This window comes from Acidobacteriota bacterium (assembly GCA_019347945.1).
Taxonomy (GTDB): Bacteria; Acidobacteriota; Thermoanaerobaculia; order Gp7-AA8; family JAHWKK01; genus JAHWKK01.
Genome location: JAHWKK010000008.1, coordinates 46,509 through 65,330, shown reverse-complemented (window position 1 = coordinate 65,330; position 18,822 = coordinate 46,509). Strand labels below are relative to the sequence as shown.

Sequence of the window (18,822 nt, the reverse complement as noted above, 5' to 3'; positions counted from 1 at the left end):
GCGCGCTCACTTATTGGTAGCGCGGTCTTTACTGACTTCCACTGTAGCTACAATTGATACCAACGCCGCGATCACACAGGCTATCGCTCCTGCCCAGGCGTCGCGAAACAAAAGAACACACCACAGGCCAATCGCAACAATCGCGAACACGATCGCGTCGCCTTCCTCGTCTCTGCTCTCCCGCTGTCGATTCAGATCGCCTCCTTCCAGAGAAAAAAGAGCCACAGCCTTGATCGCACGGAGGCATCTTCGATCTGCTACCTCGAACGCGCACAAAAAAGCGACGATAGCAACGCTTATCGCACTCAGGATGGTGGAACTCCGCAGCGTCGCACCCTGAGTAGCCATCGTTGTTACGAACATCACGCCGAACATTCCGAGTTGAAGAAAGAATGATACCTCTCCGTGCATCTTCGACAGAATCTGCCGTTCCTTCACCGCTTCCGCCTTCTCCAATCGTCGAGACACAATCGACACAATGTCCTTTTCTTTACCTCGGAGATATGCAACCAGGTCCTGCACCCAGCCTGACACTCTCGACGACACAGGCTGCGTCACGATCCCAGCAATGTACCCGAAGAAAATTAGGATCAGCAGTTCGGTACTCGACGGTGCTGACACTATTTGAATTGCAAATATCCGAAGAGCTGCGACGAAGCACACACCCGGTAGCAGCCGAGAGTAAAAGTCATACCAAAGATCAGGGATCTGTAAATCCGCCTTTAGATCAGCACCCATCTTCTCCTCCACCTCGTTGGCGACCTTCCCTTTTGGTCTATCTGACGCACCCACACTCGACCTCGGACCATCACCGATTGTATCTCCGGTTGCCCGTGTCCGTGGGCAGACGTTTGCCCAGGGGATCAAGTTCTGGTCGGTGCCCACTGGCTCGCGCATGAGACGAAGTGCTGACATCGCGGATTTTCACGGGCGCACGTTAACGATGGCAGGTTTGGATGGTGGTCCATTGTGGGTTTGTGCAGCCTTGTGTTTGTTTGCATTCTTGGTAGGCGTTGAGGTCTGCGGTGCATCGTTTCGCTCCTATGGTGTTGCAGGTGTTGCCGCAGGTGATGCATGCTGTGCCGTTCCAGTGCAGGCCGGTGTTGCATTGGTAGCAGTTGGCGCCTGAACAGTAGGCGGTCGTGTTCTGGAAGGTGTTTGGTGGCTGGGTCGATTTGCAGAATTGTGGCGTGAGGCATGCTCCGAGGGTGCAGGCGCCGTTGCCGTCGCAGTAGGTGTTTGTGCTGCCTTGGCAAAGGTTGCCTCTTGGGTCTGGTTGGTAGTTGCAGGCGGTTTCCTTCGTTGTTCGACCAGCGGTGCAGCTCGTGCTGTACCGACAGCTTTCTCTTGCGCATGCGTTTTGTTGGTTGCAGTTGTATGTGCAACTTCCCCACTGACCGCCAGTGCACGTCTGGATGAACCCTGTTTGGCAAGAGCCTTGACGGGTGGAGCCATCGATGCAGGTGCATGCGCTCCAACCATTAACCGTGCACTCGCGCTGCATGTCATTGGTGCAGGCTTCCGTGGTGCCGGCAGATGTACAGGTGTTGCCGCAACAGGAGTAACCGAGTGGGCACTGGCTTGAGGAGATACAAGTGTCTCCAGGACAGAGACCACAGTCGCTTGGACAGTGTGTGCTACTGCCGCATATATCCTCTCCCTTTCCAGGATCGCAGGTGCTATCGGTGCAATACGAAGTGGTGCAATCACCGCAAAAGTCAAGACTTTCTCCCGGCTCGCAAATACCATCTCCATCACAAGCATTCACTTCTTGAGCTTGAAACAATAATAGCACTAGGAGAAACGCAGAACTAACTAGGATTCTCCAACTCTTTCCCACCATCGAAAGGTCATAGAAAACGCTATTTAAAAAAGAAACGGTTTATTGTCCGACATACCAAGGGGGTTTTGTGTTCAAATCCGGACCTGCAGAGGGCGATCCACCATATTTTGTTGGGTCTCCTTCTACGTCGCTAATGTAGAACTCGCGCCACGTATTAAAGAGCGCTTCAATGTTTGGAGCGTCAGGCTTGAAATCAACAGGTCCGCAGTTGATGCCGTCACGAGTTCGCAAGCCAAATCCTGCTTGCTGAGTTGCTTTCTCCGATTTGCAGAATTCTGAGTTTGCAGGATTCTGGTCTACTCTGTTGAAGAACCACTGTTTAACGTTTTCTTTTGTCCCAAAGCCGTTTTGTACCCTAGGATCCGCCCATACGGCATCGACGATGTCATTAACGTAACTTCTGTTGATGCTGCTGCCGTTGATGGCGGCAGACATCTCGTCATAGCTGATGAAGAAATGCTGTTCCTTCAAGGGGTCCAACCACTTCGCCACATACTCCTCTCCAGTCACCTTTACGATTTTCTCTGGCGCTTCGTACCTAAACGGTAGTTTTGTCCCGAGCGTGTTTGTTGCGGTGAGTAGTGCTGTTGGTACTCTGTCGGTCGGCTCGTCGTTGTCGTTGAGTTCTAGTGTTATTCTGCCGTTTGCTGGTGCGGTGTAGCTGTTGTTGCCGTATACTGGCAGGTTCACTGCTTGTGTGTGTATTGTTGTTCCTTCGTCGTTGGTTGTGGTCACTGTTCCGGTGATTGGGATGTTGATGATGTTGAGGAGTGTGATGGTGTCTCCCGCGTTCACATCGTTGATGCTGATGTTGTGTCGTACTTTTCCCTCGCCGGGTAGTCCCCAGTCTGCGTTCGCTGCCTGCGCTGGTGTCATTGCTGGGACGATTGTTCCATTGGTGATGGTGTATGCGTGGATTGGTTGGAACTGTTGGACGAAGGCGCTTCCCTTGCTGAATGGTAGGTTGAACGTGTGTGTCTGGAGTGGCGGGATGACTTGGTTGTGCGGGATGAACACGTCCTGATTATCTTGGTTCTCTGGGAATGACGTGTACTGCACCACCAGGGTCTCGTTTTTGCGCGTGCTGTTCTTTAGGATGGCGGTGGTCTGTGGGTTGACGTTTGGGATCCATCCTTCCATGAACTCGCTTTGCATCTCCACCCGTCCTTCTGGGGTGTTGAGGTGTGCCCAGAGGTCGTTGTGGCCTAGTGGCAATAGTTCGATGCTCACGAGTTGGTCTGGGATGGGTGTCTCGAAGAGGTCTTGGATGGTGCTGGTCTGGTGTGTGTAGGCGTTGAGTGTGATGTTCTGTCGTTTGAGTGGGCTGCCGAATTCGTCCCGCAGGACTCCTTCGAACGTGACCGGCTTCTCGAGAGTCGCCAGGGTGATCGTGCTGGTGCTCATGCCTGCGAGGTTGCCGAACTCGTTGTTCTGCAAGAGCTCCTCAAGCCGCTTCGCCACAGTGCCGTCAGCGCGCGCCTCGATGGAGGGGCTTGCGTCGAGGGTGACCATACCGTCGTGATCGAAGAACAGAGTGTTCGCGGTCGTACGGACAGTAGCCGCAGGACTGATGGTGAGAGAACGGCAACTGTAAGAACGGTTCTCAGCAACAAGACAAGCCTTCACTGTCTCATCCTCTACCCCGTGGTTCGTGAATGCAAGATCGCTCTGACCATTGACGCCGGGAAGCACATAATCAATACTCGTCGGCGGGCTAGGGCGACGTACCGCTCGGCGGCGTTCCGCGAATGCGTCGCTCATTACGCTTCCTGAGAGCAATATGGCCCCTGCCAATGTGAGTGCTTTCTTGAGACTTGAGTTCCGTCCGTCGCGCATTTGGGGCCTCTCATCATTTTACCCCTGATGGAGAAGTGGGACGAACGTTTCAAGGTCCGAGGAATGGGTAGGCTTGCTGACGATCCCGAAGGCTCCCGAGGCGAGCTCCGCGTCGCGACGCCCAGTCACGATCGCAGAAAAGGAACCCGCGTCCACCTGGGCTCCCGGGTCACGAGCCGAGGGGACCGCATGTATTTGGTGAATCGTCGCTCCCGTCGACCCACCAGGACAGCTTTCGAACCGCGGCGATCAGGATCATCACCTCGCGCTCGGTCGGGTCCGCGCGCGCGAGGAGTCGCCGGAGCTCGTCATGGATCTCATCCGGGTTCTGCGGATTCAGAAATCCCGATCTCTCGAGCAGCTCCTTCCCTCGCCTGTGAAGCCGCTCGACCATCTCGTGCGGCGCCCGCTTTTCACCCTCCCTCCGGCTTTCGGTCGCACCGCTTTTCGAGATCTCCCAGGCGAAGATGCCGGCGGCCTGCGCGATGTTGAGCGTCGGAAACTCTGCCGACGCCGGGATGGTCGCCGTGCGGCCACAGAGGGCGAGCTCGGAGCTCGTGAGACCGTTCGCCTCCCGTCCGAAAACGATCGCGGCCCGCTCTCCTTCACCGAGGCTGCGCACCTCCTCGGCCAGCGTTTCCGGCTCCAGCGCGGGCATCATCTCCCGGGCGCGGGCCGCCGTCGTTCCGACGACGAGGTGGCAGTCGGCGACCGCGTCCTCCAGCGAATCGAATCGCCTGAGGTTTCGAAGAACCTCACCGCCACCGGTCGCCCACCATTCCGCTTCTCCCTCGAGGCTCGGAACTTCGCCGGCGATCGCGAGATCATCGAGCCCGAAATTCCACATCACGCGGGCAACCGCGCCGACATTGCCGCCGTGCTGAGGCTCGACCAGAACGAAGCGGGCCCGCCGCCCGTTCACGAATCGGGATTCTCGATCCGGTAGTTCGGCGCTTCCTTCGTGATGACGACGTCGTGCGCGTGGCTCTCCCGGTGACCGGCGGTCGTGATCCGGACGAATCGCGACTTCGTTCGGAGGTCTTCGATGTTTTTCGACCCGGTCAGTCCCATACCGGAGCGCAGACCGCCGATGAGCTGCGGGATCATCGCTCCGAGCGATCCCTTGTACGGAACCTTCCCTTCGATTCCTTCCGGAACCAGCTTCGTGGCGTCGTCCTGCTCGTCCTGGAAGTAGCGGTCGCGCGAGCCCGACTGCATCGCTCCGATCGAACCCATTCCCCGATACGCCTTGAAGGTTCTTCCCCGGAAGAGGATCGTTTCCCCGGGCGCTTCATCCGTGCCCGCGAAAAGCGATCCGATCATGACGGTGCTCGCTCCGGCGGCGAGCGCCTTGACGACGTCGCCGGAAAACTTCACACCGCCGTCGCTGATCACGGGAATGTCGAACTCGTCAGCCACCCGTGCGCACTGCATCACAGCGGTCAGCTGAGGAACTCCTGCACCGGCCACGACTCGGGTGGTGCAGATCGAGCCCGGCCCGATCCCGACCTTGACGGCGTCGACGCCCGCTTCGATCAGAGCCCGCGTCCCCTCTCCGGTCGCGACGTTCCCGCCGATCAGCTGAACGTCGGGATGGAGCTTGCGGAACTCGACGATGGTATCGATGACTCCCTTCGAGTGGGCATGGCTCGAGTCGATGACGATGATGTCCGCCTTGGCCGCGATCAGCGCCTCGGCGCGCTCGAGACCGTCCTTCCCGACACCGACGGCGGCGCCACAGATCAGCCGGCCGAGCCTGTCCTTCGCCGCGCTCGGGTACTTCCGCGCCTTCTGGATGTCCTTGACCGTGATCAGACCCTTCAGGTCCCCACCGTCGTCGACGACGAGCAGCTTCTCGATCCGGTGCTGATGGAGAACGTCCTGCGCCTGCTCGAGCGTCGTTCCGACGGGAACGGTGACGAGGTTCTCTCGCGTCATCCGCTCCGAGATCGGAAGATCGAAACGGGTCTCGAACCGAAGGTCCCGGTTGGTCAGGATTCCGACGAGCTTGCCCTGCTCGTCGGTCACGGGTACGCCGGAGATCTTGTATTTCGCCATCACCTCGAGAGCTTCCGAGATCCGCTGGCCGGGGCGCATCGTCACCGGATCGACGATCATCCCGGCTTCCGAGCGCTTGACCTTGTCCACCTCTTCGGCCTGCTGCTCGATCGACATGTTTTTGTGAATCACTCCGAGCCCGCCGTGCTGTGCCATCGCGATCGCGAGCCGCGCCTCGGTTACCGTATCCATCGCGGCGGAGATCACCGGAATGTTCAGATGGATGTCGCGGGTCAGCCGGGTTGTTGTCTCGACGAAATTCGGATGAAGCTCAGAGCGGCCCGGCACGAGCAGGACGTCGTCGAAGGTGAGCGCGAAGCTCGTGTCCTCCGCGAACCGATGGGCAAAGATCCCGAGATCGCCCTGAGAGACTCCGGTCGTGCCTTCCTCTTCGAATCTCGCCACGGTCACCTTGTCGGGGTCTCGGCTCATCAGATCCTCCAGTTGTGAAAACGCAACATCGTCGGCCAGCAGGGTATTCACCAGACCCGATTCTTGCACGCTCAGGGGGAGTTTGGCGAAGCATCAAATGCAATTCAGAATCGAAAGAGTACCGCTGAAATCTTCTGAGAAGGACGAATCGAACCGGATCACCACGCAGAGCGAGGAGGGGGAGAGTGCCGCAGATGCTCTTCGTGCCGTGGTCGAGCGGGAGAGGGCGGAGATGGTCGGAGAGATCCTCGAGCTTCCGGGGCTCGGGGCAGTTCTGACCATCCGGGCGGGTGGGAGCTATCAGACCCTCTCCTGTTATCCCGAGACCGGCCCGCTGCCGATTCCGCCTCGGAAGCGCCCCGAGTGAGCTGACCGGGCAGGAGGGCAATCACACCGTCCGCCGGATCGTATAGACTCCGGGCGAGAAAAAGTGGGCGCGATCAGACGAGGAAGGCGAACAGCGATCCTTCTCTTCCGGGACATCCAGTCTTCGGAGGAGCGGCGGAAATCGCTGCCTCGCGGATTCAGCAGACGGATCTCGCGAGCCGTCGAGCGATGTGCCGCCTCGATTGCGCGAACTGAGCTTTTCACCTCCGATCTCACACCCGACGGCACGCGCGTCACATCCGGGTCGACAGGCCCATTGTTCTCGGCCGCCAGCCGGTCGCTGCCGGACCAGATCGCGTTCACCATCCGCTGCGCCCGACAGGCAGGGTTCGACAGGGTGGTCCTTCTCGCCGGCGATGTCCCCCAGATCACCAGACGGATCATCGAGGACGCCCGCGATCTGGTCGAGACGAACCAGAGCGCTGCGGTCCTCGGCCGCTCACCCGACGGTGGCTTCTATCTCGCCGCTTTCCCCTCAGCGACCGCCGTCCGATGGGAGAATCTGCCGACCTTCACGAGCGAGGCGGGCGACTGGCTTCGTCGCGAGCTCGAGCTCGTCGGCCAAACCTGTCGCGAGACCGAGCCGCTGAGCGACATCGACAGCCTGGCAGACGCCCTCGATCTGTTCATACGCCACGCGACCGGACCCCTCCGGGCGCTCGCAGCGGAGCTGCGCGCCGCGCTCGCACCCGTCGTTTTTCTCACCGGGCAGCAACAGATCCCGCTTCAATCCTTCCTCTCCAGCGTAGTTCTGCGCGGCCCGCCCAGCCGCTGAAGTTCCACTCCCCCGTCCGTCGTCCAATTCCAGATCCGGAGGTTGTCTATGACCGTTCTCAACGAACGCACGCCGCTGTTCCTGCCCAATCTGCACCGCTTCACGAAGGGCGACGTTTACTATGCCGTCGATCACGAAGCTCCGAACTGGATCGCGGTGGAGGCGGCGGGTGCCAGCCTGCTCGATGAGATCGAGCGATCGCAGAACGATCAGCCGGTGACATTCTCGAGGCTCGTCGCGAAGCATGCCAGCGAGACCGGATTCGAGGCGGGGAAGTCGTGGCTGCACGTTCACTCGTTCCTCACGGCGCTCGATCGCTCAGGGATGCTCTCGGACGCGCCCTTTGCACGCCCTCCCTATCCGGGACGTGACCAGCTCATCCAGCCTGATGGTCTTCGCGAGCTCTGGCTTCAGGTCAACAACAACTGCAACCTCACCTGTGCCCACTGTCTCGTCGATTCGGGGCCGCGAGGAATCGGCGGACTGCCGCAGGAAAAGCTGATCTCAATCATCGATGACGCGTGCTCGATGGGACTCGAACGGCTCTTCATCACGGGCGGCGAGCCATTCATGAGACGCGACCTCCCCACGATCGTCCGGCACGCGACGGAAACCCGAGATCTCGAAGTCGTGATCCTCACCAACGCAACGCTCTTTGCAGGCGCGATCCGGGAGGGTCTCGAGACTCTCGACCGCGAAAAAGTGAAGTTCCAGGTATCGATCGACGGAGCCTGCGCCGAGACCAACGACCCGATTCGCGGCAGAGGAACCTTCGAGAAAGCGCTACGAGGCGCCCGCATCCTCACCGAGCTCGGCTTCGAGACCTCGCTGACGACCGTGACCACCGAGGAGAATCTCGACGAGCTTCCGAGAATCCCGTCGATCGTGCGCGATACCGGGGCGGCCAGCCAGCACCTGATGTGGAGCCATCGACGAGGACGCGCCATCGAATCCGGCAACGGCTTTTTCCCTGAAAACGAAGCGCTCCTCTCCGCGGTGATGAAAGTCGTCGATGCGTCCCGGGCCGAGAACACCGTGCTCGACAACCTCGAAGCCGTCAAGCGACGCGTCAATGGAGTGCCCGGAGTGAAATACGACCTCGGAAATGCCGGATGGGACTCGCTCTGCGTTTACGCCGACGGCAAGGTCTACCCATCCGCTGCGCTGGCAAACGAATCGGCTCTCGCCTGCGGAGACATCCTCACCCAGTCGCTTGCCGAAGTGATCGAGACCTCCCCGATCGTCACCGCGCTGCGAGCCGCGACTCTTCAACGGAACTCCAGCGTCACGAGCGACCCGTTCCGCTTTTTCACCGGCGGCGGGGACCTCGAACATGCGTGGTGCTTCACCGGCAACTTCATGGGGCAGGATCCCTACTATCCGGTCACGCTCGGCCTGATCGAACGCGTCATGACCGATCTCGGGGAAGAGAAGCTCGCCCGGCGCAATCTGAAGTCGGGAAACTCCGCACCTCTCGTTCTCCATGCGATGGGCGCCGGCGCAATCTCCTGCGAGACTGCCGATGGCGCCCTCGCGGAGGAGCCGGTTCTGACGCTCCACTCGAATTGCGTTCTCTCGTTCGACGTCGACAAACCGCGAGCGAAGGTTCGCGAGTTCTACGGCGAAGCGGCCGAGACACCTCAGGCTGATCTCTGCTGCCCGACCAAATACGATACGTCCTCGACCGATCACATTCCGCAGGATGTCCTCGACCGCTTCTACGGCTGCGGCTCGCCGATGGCCTCTGCCGGCATTCAGGAGGGCGAGACCGTCGTCGACCTTGGGTCGGGTGCGGGAATCGACGTCTTCATCGCAGCGAAGTACGTCGGCGCCACGGGGAAGGCGATCGGCGTCGACATGACCGACCAGATGCTCTCGGTGGCGATCGAGAACAAGCCGAGAGTCGCCGAAGCGCTGGGGTTCGACTCAGTCGAGTTCCGGAAGGGCTTCCTGGAAGACATCCCCGTCGATGACAGGAGCGTCGATCTCGTCACATCCAACTGCGTTGTCAATCTCTCCCCCGACAAACCACGCGTCTTCGAGGGCATCTGGAGGATTCTGAAGGACCACGGCCGGATTCTGATCTCCGACATCGTCTCCGAGAAAAAGGTTCCGCCACATCTGATGACCAACCCGCAGCTGTGGGGAGAGTGTCTCGTGGGTGCGCTCACCGAAGAGGAGTTCCTCGCCGAGCTCGAGCGCGCCGGCTTCTACGGACTCGAGGTGCTGAAGAAGGTCTACTGGAAGGATGTCGAGGGTTATCCCTTCTACTCGATCACCGTACGCGGCTGGAAGTTCGAAAAGACCGAAGGCTGCGTTTTCAAGGGACATCACGCCGTTTATCTCGGCCCCGGCAAGGCGTTCATCGACGAGGAAGGACATCAGTTTCCCCGCAATGAGCCCTACGAGATCTGCACCGACACCGTCGCGAAGCTGTCGCGTCCTCCCTATCGGAACTTTTTCGCGATTCTGGAGCCGGGGGAAGACCGGGTCGGATATGCCTGCTGCACAGACGAAGCGGGGTGCTGCTGAATGTCGGAAGCGCGCAAAAAGCGAGCGCGCAAAGTCGCCCGGATCGCCGGAGCATTCATCCCGGCGATCATCGTCGCGGCATGCGGTGGCGACTCGAGCCCGGAAGGCTCGGCCCACAACCCTCGTAACGTTCTCCGCGTCAACGGTTCGACCACGGTCAACCCGGTCGTCACCGAGATCGCGAACATCCTCACGCGCGAGAACCAAATGATGATCACCGTCGACACACAGGGGGGTTCTTCGGGTGGAATCTCCGGGGTCGCCGACGGTTCGGCCGGGATCGGCATGTCGAGCAAGCCGCTTTCGAGATCCGACCGTGAGCGATATCCGGATGCCGATTTTCACGCATTCGTCATCGGCATCGATGCCGTGGCGCTCGCGGTCAACGAGAACGTCTGGAACGGTAGGGTCCGCCACGTCACACGCGAGCAGGTTCGCGAAATCTACGAAAAGGAAATCACCAACTGGAAGGAGATCGGCGGACCGGACTCACCGATCGTGTTTCTGGACAAGGAACCGGGGCGTGGCACCTGGGAAGTCTTCGCCGACTGGCTCTATCCCGACGGGGATGCACCGACGATCTCGCACTCCCAGGTCGGAGGCAACGAGGAGGGACGGACCAAAGCCGCGACGACGGGTGGCGCGATCACGCAACTGTCGGCATCCTGGGTCGCGGACTCTCCCGGCATCGACGCGCTCGGCATCGTTGCAGAGAACGGCGAGATCGTCGAACCGACTCACGAAGCCATCCAAAGGGACGCTTACCCCATTCGAAGGCCACTGCTGCTGATCACGAACGGACCGCCCGATCCCGAGGAACAGAAGCTGATCGATTTCGCCCTCTCCGAACGAGGGCGTGAGATCGTCGCGAAACACGGGTATCTGGCACCGTCAGAACCGGCCGGGACGGATGGCCCTCGATGAAACGCCCCCTCGATTGGATCCGGCTCTGGTCGATCGCCATGGGGCTGGTCACCCTGGCGGCGGTGCTGACTGTTGGGGGTTATCTCCTGGTGACCGGATGGCCGGTCCTCGCACGGGAAAGCTTCGCGTTTCTTACCGAAGCCGACTGGGCCTATCGCCAGGAGAGTTGGGGTGCGGCCGCGATGATCTTCGGCACTGCAGCCGTCTCGCTCATCGCCATCATCATCGCGGTTCCACTCGGGCTGACCAGCGCGCTTTTCATCTCCGAGATTGCGCACGGCCGGGTCCGTCTCCATCTGAAGGTTCTGGTCGAGCTTCTCGCGGGCGTACCGTCGGTGGTCTATGGCCTCCTCGGAATCGCATTTCTCCGGCCTCTCGTCGCCGACTCCGGGGCGAGCCTCGGTTTGAACATCGCGCAGGGCGACACGATCCTGACCGGCGGCATTCTTCTGTCGATCATGATTCTGCCGACGGTGACGACGTTCTCCGAGGATGCGCTGGCGGCGGTTCCCCGCAGGGCGAGGGAAGCTGCCAGGGGACTCGGACTGACGCGCGCTGAGACGATCGGCGCGGCGATTCTTCCGAGAGCCTTCCCGGGAATCATCGCGGCGGTTCTTCTCGCGCTGGGTCGGGCGGCGGGCGAGACGATCGCGGTTTTTCTCGTGGTCGGTCGTGCCGACAATCGCCTCCCCTCTTCCCTGTTCGATCTCAGCGTGCTGCTGCAGCCCGGCCAGACGATCACCTCGAAGCTCGGAGGCTCGGAAGTCAACATTGCGAGCGGAGATCCGGTGCACACCTCGGCGCTGATGGCGCTTGCGCTGATCCTGTTCGCAGGGGTGATCGCGCTGACGTTCCTCGCGGGCGGTGTTCGTCGCTGGCTCTTCCAGAAGGTGGCGGCGTGAGAAAGTTCCGCGACCGGATGCTGTCCGTGGTCTGCACGATCGGAATTCTTCTGACCGTCTCGACTCTCGCGTCGATCCTCATCATCGTCGCGGTGCGCGGCTGGAGCGCGCTCGGGATCGACTTCTTCACGACCGTCCTCACCGGCAGCGGCAGTTCGGGCGGGGTCGCGGGACACATCCTCGGAACGGCGATTCTCGTGGGAACGGCGATCGCGCTTGCCGTGCCAGTCGCAGCGGGAACGGGCATCCTCTCGGTCTTCTACATCCGGTCGGAGAGGGCGAAGAATCTGCTCGACGTCGCTCTTCAGTCCCTCAATGGGATTCCCTCGATCATCTTCGGGCTCGTCGGGCTGGCCCTGCTCGTTCGCGCGGGAGGGCTCGGAAAATCGTGGCTCGCCGGCGGGATCGTACTGGCCGTCATGATTCTCCCGACCCTGACCGTTGCGTTCATCGAGAAGCTGAAGACGATCTCCGTGACCACGATCGAAGCCGCACACGGGCTCGGACTGAGAAAGAGCGAAGTCGTCCGGGATGTCCTGATCCCGCGTGCGGCGGGGGGTCTCGTCTCAGGCACACTTCTCGGACTCGCGCGAGCAGCCGGGGAGACCGCGCCGATCATGTTCACCGCCGCGATCTTTTCGGGTCCCGCGATTCCCCACGGCATCAGGGAGAGTCCGGTCCTCGCACTCCCGTACCACATTTTCGTCCTCGCGCAGGACAGCTTCGACCAGGCCGCTTCGGTCAGCATGTGGGGTGCGGCGAGCGTGCTGCTTCTGATGGTCATGACCGCATCACTGATGTCGCTTCCACTTCGCGTACGGATTCACGAGGAGGCCCGCCGTGGCTGACGAGCGGCTGAACGCATCGGTGGAGATTCTCGGGCTGTCGGTCAGCGACCGCACCGGCCGACCGATCCTGACCGACCTCGATGCGACGTTCGAGAAGCATCGGATCACATGCGTTCTCGGTCCCTCCGGAGTCGGTAAGACGACGCTTCTCCGCTGCATCAATCGCCTGATCGACCTGACCCCGGATCTTCGCGTCTCGGGCGAGGTCCGGGTCTGTGGCGAGAACGTGCGGGGCCGGGGCGTCGACGTCGACGATCTGCGCCGCCGAGTCGGCATCGTCTTCCAGCAGCCGGTCACTTTTCCGGGATCGATCGCGAAGAACGTCGTCTTCGCCGCGAAGCGCCTCGGAATCGTTCCCCGTCACGACGGCGCCGGAACGGTCGAGGACTGTCTCCGAGCCGCGCATCTGTGGAACGAGGTGCACGATCGCCTGAAAGCCGATGCCTCCGAGCTCTCGGTTGGCCAGCAGCAACGGCTCGCGGTGGCCCGGACGCTCGCCGGACAGCCCGAGATTCTGCTGATGGACGAACCGACCTCCGCGCTCGATGCCGTCTCGACCGAACGCATCGAGAACACGATTCTCTCGTGTCGTGGCAAACGAACGGTCATTCTGGTGACACACGACGAAGCGCAGGCATCCCGCCTCGCCGATGCCGTTCTTCGGCTGTCCTGATCAGAAACCGTCCAGGTTCACTGGCGGCTCTCGAGCTTCTCCACATCGGCGAGATCCTGAAGCCGGCCCGATGCTTTCTTGTTTCGAATCAGATCAGTCCTGGAGATGATCGGCACCTCGAGACCGAAGAGGCTCACGGTGGTCCTGGCCGGCCAGGCCGCCTCGAACTCGACACCGTCAATGGAGGTGATGATATCGATTCGAATCGGATCGACACCGATTTGAAAGACGATGCCTGGTGTCACGAGATCGTCGTCGGAAAGATCCTGAAGCGGGGCACCGAAGTCTCTCAGCGAATCGATGATTCTCGCTGCATTGGAAGACTCGGCACGGATCCAGATATCGAGATCCTTCGTGGCCCTGACGTGCCCGTAGGCGGCGAGAGCGTGAGCACCGACGACCAGATACTCAACTTTCCGGTCGTTGAATGCTGACAACAGATCTCTGAAGTCTCGGCTCATCGCCATCCTCCACCCAGCCGTAGCAGATGCGCGTCAGCAGCCATACGGCATTGACGCGTTCCGACATGCTCTTGTCCGCCCAATCGTCCGCCGGAGGATCGTCGCCGGGGCGAATCACACGTGTCCAGACCGAATCGGATTGCATACTTGGATTTTACCGCAACACCTCTTCATGAACGATCTCGCACTTCGACCAGTTCCTCGCGGCGAGCGGCGGCGAGTAGCTTCACCACTCATCGAGCTAACCGAGATGAGCGTCAGCCCCGCCCACCTGCGAGTTGCCGGGCCTCCGGCAGGCGTCGCAGCCGCAGCATCGAGATCGTGCCGAGGAGCGGACCCGGCATCAGGAACGCGAACGCCCATCGCCACCCGACGAGATCGACCAGCACCGGGACCAGCGCAATCGAGATCGTCGTCAGGAGAAACCCGATGCACGTCTGCAGCGTCAGCGCGGTTCCGATGTAACGCGGGTCTCCGAGCTCGGTCACGCACGCCGAGAACTGCGCCGAATCCGCGACGATGGTCGCTCCCCAGATCGTCGCAAGGATGAGCAGAAGCACCGGCGAGCCACCGAAGAGGAACCCGACGATCAGACAGCACGCACCGCTGATCACCATCGCAACCGACGTCACGACGGTCCGTCCCACCCGGTCGGCGATCAGGCCCGCGACAACGCATCCGGCCGCACCGCTGCCGATCACGAGAAACGATCCGATCTCGGCCAGCGACCTCGGCGATCCGCTCCGCTCGAAGCTCTCCCGCAGCATCACCGGCAGCCACGTCCACATCGCGTAGAGCTCCCACATGTGACCGAAGTAACCGAAGTTCGCGAGCCGCACTCCCCTGTTCCGGAGAATCGTGACGAACTGTTTCGGATCGAACGGTGCCGTACCGACCGAGAGCGGCCCTTCACGAACGAGTCCCAGAATCACGAGCGCCCCCACGACCGACGAAACCGACGCCGCGATGACCGTGGTGCGCCACTCGGCACCGATCGCATTCACCAGATAGGGCGAAGCCTTTCCCAGCGTCAGCGCGCCGACGAGGACACCGAGCGCGAGACCTCGTCCGCTCCGGAACCAAGTCGCCATCAGCTTCATCCCCGGCGGATAGATTCCGGCAAGGAACATCCCGGTCAGAAACCGAAGCGTCAGCGCGATCGACGGTTCCGCCGGCCCGAGCGCGAACAAGGCATTCGTGACCGCCCCGAGGATGGCCGAAGACCAGAGAAGGCGTCGGGTCGAGATGACGTCGGAAAGGCTGAGAATCGCGCTGAGGAGCGTTCCCGCGACGAATCCGAGCTGAACGGCGATCGTCAGCCACGACACCACGGCGTCGCTGAAGCCGAGCTCCGCGCGAAGTGCGGGAGTCACCGAGGAGACGCCGAACCAGAGCGACATGCACGCCAGCTCGACGAAAGCGATCAGCGCAAGCGCGCGCCAGCGTCCGGAGTGCTCCGTCACGCCGCAGATTTTAAGCCATCGACCTCATTCGTCAGGCGGGCGATCGCGCGACCGTTGCATCCCCGGAAGCCCGGACAGTTCCACGGGCGGACGAATCTCGACCGTTCCGACCGAGGCGCCCGGGATCCGTTCCGCGATGGCGATCGCCTCGTCGAGGTCTGCCGCTTCGACCAGATAGAAGCCACCGAGCTGCTCGGTCGTCTCGGCGAACGGTCCGTCGGTGACGAGACGCCTTCCCTCCCGGATTCGCACGCTCGTGGCCGTACTCACAGACTGGAGCGGAGACGCGGCGAGAAATCGGCCCGCGGCGTCGAGCTCATGGCACAGATCTCTCGACTCGGACATGCATTGTTCGCGCTCCTCTTCCGTCCACGCGTCTTCGGCTCCGTACACCATCAGCATGTACTTCACGATCGGTTCACCTCCGGGGCCGCCAGATCACGGCTTCTTCGCTTCAGGATACGCTTTCACCGGCTCGCTTCAGACCCTCGAGGTCCATCTTCTTCATTCGAAGCATCACATCGGTGACGCGAGCCGCCTTTTCACGATCGGGATCATCGAGCATTTCGGTGAGAAGCCGGGGAAAGACCTGCCAGGAGAGGCCGTATCGGTCCTTGAGCCACCCGCACTGTTGCGCATTCTCATCGCCTCCAGCCGACAGCTTCTCCCAGTAATAGTCGATCTCTGCCTGCGTTTCACATTCGATCTGAAACGAGATCGCCTCGTTGAACGTGAAGACAGGACCACCGTTGATCGCGCTGAAAGGCTGGCCATTCAGCTCGAACCCGACCGCCATCACGCTCCCCTCCGGCCGGCCGTGAATCTCGGTCCCCGCCGCGGTATATCTGCTGACGTTGACGATTCTCGAATTCTCGAAAATACCCGTGTAAAAATTTGCGGCTTCCTCCGCCTGGTCATCGAACCAGAGACACGGAGTGATTGATCGGATTTCTCCCATTGGTTTTCTCTCCTCGATCTCTCTTTTTCCTGGGTCGGGTATCCGCCTCCGTTACTTGTCGATCCGCATCCGCAGCTTTTCTTCCTGTTCGCGGAGCTCCGGGGTGAATTCCTCGCCGAAGTCTTCCATCTCGAAGAGGGGTCGAATCTCGATGTCGGAGTCTTCCATCATCGGATTCGGGCATCGCTTCACCCACTCGATCGCTTCCTCCATCGAGCTCACCTTCCAGAGCCAGAATCCCGCAACGAGCTCCTTCGTCTCCGGAAACGGACCGTCGGTCACCGTCCGGTTCTTTCCCGAGAATCGAACCCGAACGCCTTTGCTGCTGGGCTGCAGCCCCTCACCGGCAAGTAGAATCCCGGCGTTGGAGAGCTCTTCGTTGTAGTTTCCCATCTCCGTCAGGAGCTGCTCGCTCGGCATCTCGCCGGCTTCCGAGCTCCTCGTTGCCTTGACCATGACCATCACTCTCATTTCAGTTCTCCTTCCTTTGTTCGATACTTCTCCGGATGTTCTCTCTTTCACTGCGTCACCCTCGAGGTTGCTGCCCGTGTGAGGCACGGATCGCCTCATCGCGGACCGCGATGAGCGCATTGATCGTCTCGTCGGCCGGACGGATCTCGAACGGGCCGAACCGCACGCCCGGATGATTCGACATCAGCGCGATCGCGTGGTTGAGGTCCCGCGCCTCGAGCAGGAGGATGCCACCGAGCTGCTCCTTCGTCTCGGCGTACGGGCCATCCGTCACGTCGACCTTCCGATTGCGGAAGCGCAGTGTGACCCCCTTGCCGACCGGCTGAAGGGCCTCTCCTCCGAGGAAATGCCCCGACTTTCTCAGCTCATCGTCGTATGCGAAACACTCCTCCATCAACGCGTTCGCTTCCTCTTCAGGCATCTCGTTCCATTTCGACTCGTCCGCGTATCCCAGGCAGATGAACTTCATTTGCTTTCCTCCTCAGTTGATTTCCTCTGCTTCTACCCTGTAATCGAACGGTGCAGGACGAAATCGACATCGATTGAAAATTTTTTTCAGCGAACCTCCCGAATCCGCTTTGCCAGAAAACGGCGCTCCGGTTCCTGGACGGCCAGCGCGAGCGCACGCTCGTAGGCAACCCTCGCCTTCTCCGTCCGCCCGAGCCGCCGAAAGAGGTCTGCGCGTGCGGCGTGCGCGAGATGGTAGTCGTCGAGGTCTCCCCGGGCGAGAATGGCGTCGATCAGCTCGAGGCCGGCTTCGGGTGAGTCCCGCATCGCCACGGCCACGGCACGATTGAGCTCTCCGATCGGAGTCGGCTCGATCTCCAGCAGGAGGTCATAGAGCCCGACGATCTGTTTCCAGTCGGTCTCGCTGGCAGTTGCGGCGGCTGCGTGGACCGACGAAATTGCCGCCTGAATCGTGTAGACGCCGAAATTTCGCGAATCGAGCGCTCGACGAAGCAGCTCGTTCCCCGCGAGAATCTTCCGGCGGTCCCATCGAGAGCGGTCCTGATCCTCGAGGAGAATCAGATCCCCTGCCGCATCGACCCGGGTTTCCCGTCGAGCATCATGGAGAAGCATCAGGGCAAGGAGCCCCATCACCTCCGGATCCGGAAGCAACTCGACCAGCACCCGTCCGAGTCGAATCGCCTCAGCGGAGAGATCCTGGCGAATCGCGGAGCTTCCGGAAGACGCAGAGTACCCCTCGTTGAACACGAGATAGATCACCGACAGCACCGAGTCGAGGCGGTCCGGAAGGTCGGTCCGCGACGGAACCTGGTAGGGGATCCCCGCATCGCGGATCTTCGCCTTGCCGCGTACGATCCGCTGGGCAATCGTAGCCGGAGATGTCAGAAATGCGCTCGCCACTTCCTCGGTGGTCAACCCGCACATCTCCCGGAGCGTCATCGCCACCTGGGTCGCGGGTGGCAGCGCGGGATGACAACAGGTGAAGATGAGCCGGAGCTGGTCATCCCGGAGCTCCTTCTCGTCGAGATCTTCGGGCTCGGCTTCGAGAGCGATTGCGGCCTCGAGCTTTTCCGGAGACGACTCGAAGCGGGACATCCGCCGAAGCATGTCGATTCCCTTGAAACGACCCGTCGAAACGAGCCAGCCGAACGGGTTATCCGGAACCCCCTCCTTCGACCACTTGTCCACCGCCGCTGCGAAGGCTTCGTGAAGTGCCTCCTCGGCGAGATCGAAGTCGCCGATCAGGCGGATCAGCGTGGCGAAAATCCGGCGCGATTCCTCACGATAGATCCGATCGACGATCTCCCGGATCGCTTGGGAGTGGCTGGCAGTCACGGCGTGATTATGTCCGGAACGGTACTCCTTCGCCCGCCGCCCGGATCCGTTGCCGTCCTTCGGCGGCTGGTAATGAAACGACGACGATTTGCGTGGACTTCGACCTTTTGCAGCGCTTCGCTTGGTCTGATGTCCCAACCTGCGAGGTCCTTCGCCTGCCCGCCCGACCGCCCGCTCAGGATGACGTTGGTTTGAGTACGCGAGTTCGGTTGTTTTCTGCACTCACGGGTGTCATTTCCAAATCACCGTCGCAAGGCGTCGGTCGCTTGCTCAGACTGACGAAGGAGTGGGTTCTCGAGAGCAAACATTCGTCCATGACCATCGCGTCGCGCAACACAACACTCGTCAATCTGAGCCCGGCGCAGCGCGGGCGAAGAATCTGGAGGCGGGTCGTGAGTCACCGTTGCCGGTCACTGTCAACTTCTTTGATGAGCCCCCGCCCAGATCCTTCGCCGT

Annotated in this window: 18 protein-coding genes; 7 read left to right on the top strand and 11 right to left on the bottom strand. The window is 61.0% G+C overall.

Annotation, left to right across the window (positions count from 1 at the left end; genetic code table 11):
• Positions 1-6 precede the first annotated feature (6 nt).
• The 4 genes from KY459_07130 to guaB form a co-directional block, all read right to left on the bottom strand.
• The gene (locus KY459_07130; GenBank protein MBW3564480.1) at positions 7-738 is read right to left on the bottom strand and encodes a hypothetical protein; all 732 of its coding nucleotides are present in this window, start codon (positions 736-738) and stop codon (positions 7-9) included.
• A 1,144-nt stretch (positions 739-1,882) separates the two neighbouring features.
• Entirely contained in the window at positions 1,883-3,604 is a 1,722-nt protein-coding gene (locus tag KY459_07125) for a hypothetical protein (GenBank protein MBW3564479.1), read from the bottom strand.
• A gap of 244 nt (positions 3,605-3,848) precedes the next feature.
• Positions 3,849-4,601 carry an RNA methyltransferase gene (locus KY459_07120; GenBank protein ID MBW3564478.1) on the bottom strand — a complete coding sequence of 251 codons (753 nt, stop codon included), beginning with the start codon at positions 4,599-4,601 and terminating at the stop codon, positions 3,849-3,851.
• Complete coding sequence (gene guaB / locus KY459_07115) at positions 4,598-6,169, bottom strand: IMP dehydrogenase (GenBank protein ID MBW3564477.1); 1,572 nt, start codon at positions 6,167-6,169, stop codon at positions 4,598-4,600. Before guaB ends, KY459_07120 begins: the two co-directional genes overlap by 4 nt.
• A 97-nt stretch (positions 6,170-6,266) precedes the next feature.
• Here guaB and KY459_07110 point away from each other — a divergent pair, with 97 nt between their 5' ends.
• From KY459_07110 to KY459_07080, 7 genes are all read left to right on the top strand, one after another.
• Positions 6,267-6,536 (top strand): hypothetical protein, encoded by a 270-nt coding sequence (locus KY459_07110; protein MBW3564476.1) that lies wholly within the window; start codon positions 6,267-6,269, stop codon positions 6,534-6,536.
• A gap of 63 nt (positions 6,537-6,599) precedes the next feature.
• A complete protein-coding gene (locus KY459_07105; protein ID MBW3564475.1) occupies positions 6,600-7,331 on the top strand; it encodes a DUF2064 domain-containing protein in 732 nt (243 codons plus the stop codon).
• Positions 7,332-7,379: 48 nt separating this feature from the next.
• The gene (locus KY459_07100) at positions 7,380-9,863 is read left to right on the top strand and encodes a methyltransferase domain-containing protein (GenBank protein MBW3564474.1); all 2,484 of its coding nucleotides are present in this window, start codon (positions 7,380-7,382) and stop codon (positions 9,861-9,863) included.
• Positions 9,864-10,787 carry a substrate-binding domain-containing protein gene (locus tag KY459_07095; protein ID MBW3564473.1) on the top strand — a complete coding sequence of 308 codons (924 nt, stop codon included), beginning with the start codon at positions 9,864-9,866 and terminating at the stop codon, positions 10,785-10,787.
• Positions 10,784-11,689: a phosphate ABC transporter permease subunit PstC gene (pstC, locus tag KY459_07090; protein MBW3564472.1), complete on the top strand. Its 906-nt coding sequence runs from the start codon at positions 10,784-10,786 to the stop codon at positions 11,687-11,689. The genes KY459_07095 and pstC overlap by 4 nt, the downstream gene beginning before the upstream one ends.
• Entirely contained in the window at positions 11,686-12,537 is an 852-nt protein-coding gene (locus KY459_07085; protein ID MBW3564471.1) for an ABC transporter permease subunit, read from the top strand. Before pstC ends, KY459_07085 begins: the two co-directional genes overlap by 4 nt.
• A complete protein-coding gene (locus KY459_07080) occupies positions 12,530-13,210 on the top strand; it encodes an ATP-binding cassette domain-containing protein (GenBank protein MBW3564470.1) in 681 nt (226 codons plus the stop codon). The genes KY459_07085 and KY459_07080 overlap by 8 nt, the downstream gene beginning before the upstream one ends.
• Before the next feature lie 17 nt (positions 13,211-13,227).
• On the opposite strand, the gene KY459_07075 is transcribed toward KY459_07080, so the two are convergent.
• From KY459_07075 to KY459_07045, 7 genes are all read right to left on the bottom strand, one after another.
• Positions 13,228-13,677, bottom strand: coding sequence for a nucleotidyltransferase (locus KY459_07075; protein MBW3564469.1), 450 nt, complete (start codon positions 13,675-13,677; stop codon positions 13,228-13,230).
• A 251-nt stretch (positions 13,678-13,928) separates the two neighbouring features.
• The gene (locus tag KY459_07070) at positions 13,929-15,134 is read right to left on the bottom strand and encodes an MFS transporter (protein ID MBW3564468.1); all 1,206 of its coding nucleotides are present in this window, start codon (positions 15,132-15,134) and stop codon (positions 13,929-13,931) included.
• 24 nt (positions 15,135-15,158) lie between these two features.
• Positions 15,159-15,545, bottom strand: coding sequence for a YciI family protein (locus KY459_07065; protein MBW3564467.1), 387 nt, complete (start codon positions 15,543-15,545; stop codon positions 15,159-15,161).
• 43 nt (positions 15,546-15,588) lie between these two features.
• Complete coding sequence (locus KY459_07060) at positions 15,589-16,092, bottom strand: VOC family protein (GenBank protein MBW3564466.1); 504 nt, start codon at positions 16,090-16,092, stop codon at positions 15,589-15,591.
• Between the two features lie 51 nt (positions 16,093-16,143).
• Positions 16,144-16,563 (bottom strand): YciI family protein, encoded by a 420-nt coding sequence (locus KY459_07055; protein MBW3564465.1) that lies wholly within the window; start codon positions 16,561-16,563, stop codon positions 16,144-16,146.
• Positions 16,564-16,618: 55 nt separating this feature from the next.
• Positions 16,619-17,032: a YciI family protein gene (locus KY459_07050; GenBank protein ID MBW3564464.1), complete on the bottom strand. Its 414-nt coding sequence runs from the start codon at positions 17,030-17,032 to the stop codon at positions 16,619-16,621.
• 86 nt (positions 17,033-17,118) lie between these two features.
• Positions 17,119-18,366 carry an RNA polymerase sigma factor gene (locus tag KY459_07045; GenBank protein ID MBW3564463.1) on the bottom strand — a complete coding sequence of 416 codons (1,248 nt, stop codon included), beginning with the start codon at positions 18,364-18,366 and terminating at the stop codon, positions 17,119-17,121.
• Between the last annotated feature and the right edge of the window lie 456 nt (positions 18,367-18,822).